At 42.9% G+C, this 6,760-nt stretch carries 5 protein-coding genes and 1 rRNA gene; all 6 read left to right on the plus strand.

The window, feature by feature from the left end:
• Positions 1 to 79: 79 nt before the first annotated feature.
• Entirely contained in the window at positions 80 to 748 is a 669-nt protein-coding gene (locus BCU75_RS03170) for a TIGR04219 family outer membrane beta-barrel protein (RefSeq protein ID WP_102472905.1), read from the plus strand.
• A 471-nt stretch (positions 749 to 1,219) separates the two neighbouring features.
• Positions 1,220 to 1,450, plus strand: a complete 231-nt coding sequence (locus tag BCU75_RS03175) for a hypothetical protein (protein ID WP_004735813.1) — start codon at positions 1,220 to 1,222, stop codon at positions 1,448 to 1,450.
• Between the two features lie 123 nt (positions 1,451 to 1,573).
• Positions 1,574 to 3,439: an assimilatory sulfite reductase (NADPH) flavoprotein subunit gene (locus BCU75_RS03180; RefSeq protein ID WP_032500955.1), complete on the plus strand. Its 1,866-nt coding sequence runs from the start codon at positions 1,574 to 1,576 to the stop codon at positions 3,437 to 3,439.
• Positions 3,439 to 5,166: an assimilatory sulfite reductase (NADPH) hemoprotein subunit gene (gene cysI / locus BCU75_RS03185; RefSeq protein ID WP_102472906.1), complete on the plus strand. Its 1,728-nt coding sequence runs from the start codon at positions 3,439 to 3,441 to the stop codon at positions 5,164 to 5,166. The genes BCU75_RS03180 and cysI overlap by 1 nt, the downstream gene beginning before the upstream one ends.
• Positions 5,159 to 5,935, plus strand: coding sequence for a phosphoadenylyl-sulfate reductase (locus BCU75_RS03190; protein WP_102472907.1), 777 nt, complete (start codon positions 5,159 to 5,161; stop codon positions 5,933 to 5,935). The genes cysI and BCU75_RS03190 overlap by 8 nt, the downstream gene beginning before the upstream one ends.
• A 748-nt stretch (positions 5,936 to 6,683) precedes the next feature.
• A 16S ribosomal RNA gene (locus BCU75_RS03195) occupies positions 6,684 to 6,760 on the plus strand; the annotation flags it as partial.

The following is a 6,760-nucleotide window of genomic DNA, read 5'->3' on the forward strand; positions in this document are numbered from 1 at the left end:
ATGTGTGATAGAATTTTCCCCAATAATCTATGAATGTGCATACAATTAGCACAACGATATGGAATTGGAGCTACCTCAAATGAATAAAATGCCATTAATTGCTTTAGTGGGAATGCTATCTTTAAGTTCGGCAGTGTCTGCTGAAGAAGAGTTTTCTTACACGGCTAAAGTCGGTGCAGATATGTGGTGGGGAAGTACAAAGCTAAACGAAGTTAGACAAGATGATGACTCTAACTCTCCTTCGTTGTATTTCGCATTTGAGCATAATGCCCCAATGCTACCAAACGCTAGTTTTCGCTATACTTCTGTCGATGCAGATTCATTGGCCTTCGATAAGTACGATTACACCTTCTACTACACGTTGTTAGATCACAAGCTGATGAACTTCGATGCGGGTGTGACGTTTACTCAGTATTCAAACTCGAATTACATCGAGCCGAAAACGGGTGGCGCTCAAACAAGCTTTGATGAATTCACTTGGAGCTTCTACGGTAACGCAGAGATCAACGTTCCTGAGACCAATTTCGATATCATCGGTACGATGGAGTTCGGTGATAGCAGTGGTATTAAGAGCACGGATTTGATGGCAGGTGTTCAGTACCGAATTCCTGTAGCAGAAACTGAAGTGGCACTGCGTGGTGGTTACCGCGTGATCGACCTTGATTCGGAAGAGTTCTTCTCTTCAGAGGTTGGCAAAGAGTTTGTCATGGTTGATGGCTGGTTTGCTGGCGCTGAAGTGCGCTTCTAGGCCATATAAAGCAAATTTAGAACGAATTTTGAGAACGCCACTTTATTAAGTGGCGTTTTTTTATATCTATTGGTTATACCCAAGTGGCTTCAAGATGCTGGATTCAGAGCGTTGTCATTGAGCCCCTAATTACCGAAAGTAAGTAAGGAAAACGACGCAGCGTAATAGCTGGCTCTTTCCAAGTTGTTTGACGCAGCAATCGGTTCAATGACACGCTCCCAAAGGGCGAGTTGTCTTGGCTTGTATACTTTGTTGTCGATTCTTGATTTAGGCCCACTAGACTTTTAAATCGTCGCCGCGTCTACAAACCAAGTCATTCTCGCTGAACCAAGCATCTTGAGGTTACTTGGGTATATATCTTTCTGGAATTAGTTAGCACATTCATCACTTTCGACCATCCTTTATACAGAGAGCTAATTAGCGTCTATTCTTATAAGGTCTATGTTGTGAGGTCAAAGCAAGGGATGGAATATGACACTCAATGAATTACGAAATTTATATAGAGAAAATCTGTTAGTTGAAGCGATCATAGAGCCCTCAATTCAAGAAGGGTCTTGGGTTGTGGAGTTTCGCCATATGGGAGGTGGCTTTGTTCTGCTTACTGATGTTCATGGTGAAGAGTGCCATTACGCGGATTTAGACCTAGCATCTAAATCGGCAATGGCGGTTGGCTTTCAGCAAGTGCGTATTGAAAATCAGTAAGTCAATTTACGTTTCAATCGGTTTTTACTTCCAAAAAGTTATAAAACATACTTTTCTATTCTTTCTTGTTATTAAAAGGAGTGGTTAATCTATCGTCACGCAATGATTAGGGATGTCGTGACCATGTCTTTAAATAAGAAAGAGTCTTCACAAAATAATAATGCACAGTCTGGGGCTAATGAACTACCTGGGCTAGCAGCACCACTTAATGACCAACAATTGGGTCATCTTCAACACACTGTTTCTGAGTTATCTTCACAACAACTGGCATGGGTCAGTGGTTACCTTTGGGGAGTGAGCCAAGCTCAGCCTGTCGGTGCAGCTGCGCCAATCGCTCAAGCGGCTGCTGCAGTAGCGGCTAAACCAGCGGGTAAGCTCAGTATTATCTTCGCATCTCAAACAGGTAATGCTAAAGGTGTCGCTGAATCGCTTGAGGCAGAAGCTAAAGCCTTAGGTATTGCTGTCGAGCTTTTCGATGCAAGTGATTATAAAGGGAAGAACCTAGCCAAAGAGACACACGTCATTTTTGTCGCTTCAACCAATGGTGAGGGCGAAGCCCCTGATAACGCTATTGAGTTGCATGAATTCCTACAATCGAAGAAAGCGCCAAAATTATCAAACCTACAATACGGTGTGATTGGTTTAGGTGACTCAAGCTATGAGTTCTTCTGCCAAACGGCTAAAGACTTCGATAACTTCCTCGCTAAGCTTGGTGCTAAATCGTTTGTTGATCGTCTTGATTGTGATGTTGATTACGAAGAATCAGCAACGGAATGGCGCGCTAAAGCATTAGAGCAAGTAAAAGAGACGCTATCGACAGGTACTGAAGCCGATGTGGTTCAATTACCAGTAGGTCAAGCGGCCGCCGGTCATTCGCAATACACGAAACAAAATCCATACACAGCAACATTGCTGACTAGTCAAAAGATCACCGGTCGTGATTCGGGCAAAGATGTTCGTCATATCGAGATTGATCTTGATGAGTCGGGTATTACTTACCAACCGGGTGATGCGCTAGGTGTATGGTTTGAAAACAGTTCAGAACTCGCTAATCAGATCCTTTCTAAGGTTGGGTTATCTGGTATCGAAAGTGTTGATGTCGATGGTGACAACTTATCTGTCCACAGCGCACTCGTCAGTAAATTCGAGATTACATCTTCAAACCCTCAACTTGTGACTAAGTTTGCTGAGCTATCGGGCAGTAAGAAGTTAATCAAGCTGGTGGAAGATAAAGACAAGCTTCGTGAATACGCGGGTAATACTCAAGTTGTTGATGTTTTAGCTGAGAAGAAAACTAAGCTATCGGCTGATGAATTGATTGGTCTACTACGTAAGCTGACCCCACGCCTCTATTCTATTGCATCAAGCCAAGCTGAAGTGGATGAAGAAGTTCACTTGACGGTTGGTTTGGTTGAATACCAAAAAGGCGATGAATCTCGTTTAGGCGGAGCTTCTAGCTTCTTAGCTCAACGTCTTGAAGAAGGTGGTGAAGTGAAGGTGTTTGTTGAGAACAACAATAACTTCAAACTACCACAAGACGACAATACACCAATCATCATGGTCGGCCCGGGTACCGGTATCGCACCGTTCCGCAGTTTTGTTCAAGAGCGTGAAAACAATGATGCTGAAGGCAAAAGCTGGCTCTTCTTTGGTGACCGAACTTTCACTCAAGATTTCTTATATCAAGTTGAATGGCAGAAGTACCTTAAGTCTGGTGCGCTAACCAAGCTTGATGTTGCCTTCAGTCGAGATCAAAAAGAAAAGGTTTATGTTCAAGACCGCTTAATTGAACAAGCAGAGCAGGTTTGGCAATGGCTTCAAGAGGGCGCGTACCTCTATGTATGTGGCGATGCGACTCGAATGGCGAAAGATGTTCATGAAGCGTTAGTTACAATTGCGGAAAAACATGGCAATCAGAGCCGCGAGCAAGCTGAACAATATATTAATGATTTACGTAAAGCGAAACGTTACCAAAGGGATGTGTACTAATGAGCAAGCAAGTAATAGAGCAAGAAGTGCTAGGTCAAGTACTGGGACCTTTGGCTGACAATGAACGTCTTAAGCGTGAAAGTAAAAATCTTCGCGGTACGATTGAACAAGATCTCCAAGATAGAATTACGGGTGGTTTTACTGCTGATAACTTTCAGTTGATTCGTTTCCACGGTATGTATCAACAAGACGACCGTGATATTCGTAGCGAACGTACCAAGCAAAAGTTAGAACCTTTACATAATGTGATGCTGCGTGCGCGTATGCCTGGCGGGATCATCACTCCGAAGCAGTGGCTCGCGATTGATAAATTCGCAGATGAAAGCACCTCTTATGGTTCTATCCGTCTCACAACCCGTCAAACTTTCCAGTTTCACGGTGTGTTGAAGCCGAACATTAAGTTAATGCACCAAACACTAAACAGTATTGGTATTGATTCAATCGCGACGGCGGGTGACGTAAACCGAAATGTTCTATGTACGACAAACCCGGTTGAGTCTGAGCTACACCAAGAAGCTTACGAGTGGGCGAAAAAAATCAGTGAACACCTATTACCTAAGACTCGTGCTTATGCTGAGATCTGGTTAGATGGTGAAAAGCTAGCAACAACGGATGAAGAACCTATCTTAGGTAGTAACTACCTACCACGTAAGTTCAAGACGACGGTTGTAATTCCTCCGCAAAATGACGTAGATGTTCATGCTAACGACCTTAACTTTATCGCGATTGCTAAAGACGGAAAGCTGGTGGGCTTTAACGTATTAGTCGGTGGTGGTCTTGCAATGACGCACGGCGACACTTCTACTTATGCACGTAAAGCTGACGATTTCGGTTTTGTGTCATTAGAGAAAACGTTAGATGTAGCGGCAGCTGTTGTGACGACACAACGTGACTGGGGTAACCGTTCGAATCGTAAGAATGCTAAAACCAAGTACACACTAGACCGTGTTGGTATTGATGTATTCAAAGCAGAAGTAGAAAAACGTGCAGGTGTTGAGTTTTCGGAAAGCCGTCCTTATGAGTTTACTGGCCGTGGCGACCGTATCGGTTGGGCGGAAGGCATTGATGGTAAGCACCACTTAGCGTTATTCATCGAAAATGGTCGTTTACTAGATTTCCCAGGGAAAGCGCTGAAAACAGGTGTTGCTGAAATAGCGAAGATCCACAAAGGTGACTTCCGCATGACAGCGAACCAAAACCTAATTGTTGCAGGTGTACCTAAGAGCCAAAAGGCAAAAATTGAAAAGCTGGCACGTCAATACGGTCTGATGGATGATGCCGTTTCCGAGCAGCGTAAAAACTCTATGGCTTGTGTGGCATTCCCAACATGTCCTTTAGCAATGGCAGAAGCAGAGCGATTTCTTCCTGAGTTTGTAACGGATGTTGAAGACATTCTGAAGAAACATGGATTACCAGAAGAAGATAACATTATCCTTCGTATCACGGGTTGTCCAAACGGCTGTGGTCGTGCAATGTTGGCTGAGCTGGGTTTAGTCGGTAAGGCGCCAGGGCGTTACAACATGCACTTAGGTGGCAACAAAGCCGGAACTCGTATCCCGAAGATGTATAAAGAGAACATCACTTCAGCTCAGATCTTAGAAGATATTGATTCGCTGGTGGGACGTTGGGCTACGGAACGTAACGACAATGAAGGGTTCGGTGATTTTACAATTCGAGCTGGCATCATCGAAGAGGTGATCATTTCAAAGAGGGATCTGCATGCATAATTCTGTCGCTTCAAAACTGAAGTTAGCAGAGCTACTCGCATTGACTAAGACGGAGCAAATACTTCGTCTTGGGCAAATCAATGCTGAGTTAGAGCAGCTAACCGCATTAGAAAGAGTTAAGTGGGCACTAGAACATTTAGAAGGGACACATGTTGTGTCTTCTAGTTTCGGAATCCAAGCGGCGTTGATGCTGCACTTAGTGACTCAAGCAAAACCAGATATTCCGGTTATTCTTACGGACACTGGGTATCTATTCCCGGAAACGTATCAATTTATCGATGAGTTAAGTCAGAAGTTGACTCTAAACCTTCAAGTTTTTCGTTCTCAGCAGAGCCCTAATTGGCAAGAAGCGCAATATGGCAAACTTTGGGAGCAAGGTATAGAAGGGATAGAGAAGTACAACAAGCTTAATAAAGTTGAACCGATGAGAAGAGCGCTGGATGAACTCGAGGTTGGCACTTGGTTTTCTGGGTTGAGAAGAGAGCAATCTCAATCGCGTGCAAACTTGCCTATCTTATCTATCCAAAATGGTGTGTTTAAGTTCTTGCCAGTAATAGATTGGACAAATAAAGATGTTCATTATTACTTAGAAGAGAATGGTCTCAGTTACCACCCACTTCGCGAGCAGGGGTACCTTTCTGTTGGAGATACTCATACGACTAAGAAATGGGAACCGGGTATGACTGAAGAAGAAACCCGTTTTAATGGTCTAAAACGAGAATGTGGTCTCCATGAAGACGATGGAGAGCAATATGGCTCTGGGATTTAGACTCATTGCCATTTAAAAAGCTGCCTCAAGGCAGCTTTTTTAGTTTCTAGGATGAAAATTAGAGTAATTGTGGATAAGTCTGTGGTTATTCTGTAAGTACTTTGTAGTTAAACTTGCATAAATAAGGCTTTGAGTGTTTATTCGTCATCTAACCGTTATTTTTACATTTTTCGGTAATAAACACTTGCCAATGTGAGGAACATCTCTATAATGCCGCCTCACTGACACGGTAGACGCCACAAGGCCTCAGCGAAGAATGTTAGTAAGGCAACTAGCTTCAAGCGATAATTCGCTTCTACTTTTAGAAAGTAGAAATTAATTTTCAAAAGTGTTTGACACTGAGAATTAAAACGCTAGAATGGCCGCCTCTTCCGAAGTGATGTAAGTCACAACGAAGAGAAGCTCTTTAACAATTTAAACCTATCAATCTGTGTGGGCACTCGTTGATGAATATCAAAACGTTATTGGTTCTTTTTCGAAAGAGCGTAATAACAGTTACTTCGGTAACAAACTTGATTTCAATGAACTGAGTGACCTGAGCTAGAAATAGTTCGAATGCTTTTTGGTTTTACTTTTTATTAAAAAGTGAAAACAACAAGCGGCACAGTCAATTCATTACCATTCTGTTGGAATGGTAATAGCTTTAGAATTACATGTTCACTTCTCTTTTTCGAAAGAAGGAATGAATATTAGTTTTGAAGTCAGTATTCGTTGAGTCACACCTATTAATTTAGGTAATCAAAACTTTAAATTGAAGAGTTTGATCATGGCTCAGATTGAACGCTGGCGGCAGGCCTAACACATGCAAGTCGAGCGGAAACGACA

The organism is Vibrio splendidus (genome assembly GCF_002873455.1).
Lineage (GTDB): Bacteria > Pseudomonadota > Gammaproteobacteria > Enterobacterales > Vibrionaceae > Vibrio > Vibrio splendidus_J.

Excerpts from the sequence above, each read along its gene's own strand:
- BCU75_RS03175 (WP_004735813.1), top strand. The coding sequence starts at position 1,220 with ATGACACTCAATGAATTACGAAATTTATATAGAGAAAATCTGTTAGTT.
- cysI (WP_102472906.1), top strand. The coding sequence starts at position 3,439 with ATGAGCAAGCAAGTAATAGAGCAAGAAGTGCTAGGTCAAGTACTGGGA.
- BCU75_RS03170 (WP_102472905.1), top strand. The coding sequence starts at position 80 with ATGAATAAAATGCCATTAATTGCTTTAGTGGGAATGCTATCTTTAAGT.
- BCU75_RS03190 (WP_102472907.1), top strand. The coding sequence starts at position 5,159 with ATGCATAATTCTGTCGCTTCAAAACTGAAGTTAGCAGAGCTACTCGCA.
- BCU75_RS03180 (WP_032500955.1), top strand. The coding sequence starts at position 1,574 with ATGTCTTTAAATAAGAAAGAGTCTTCACAAAATAATAATGCACAGTCT.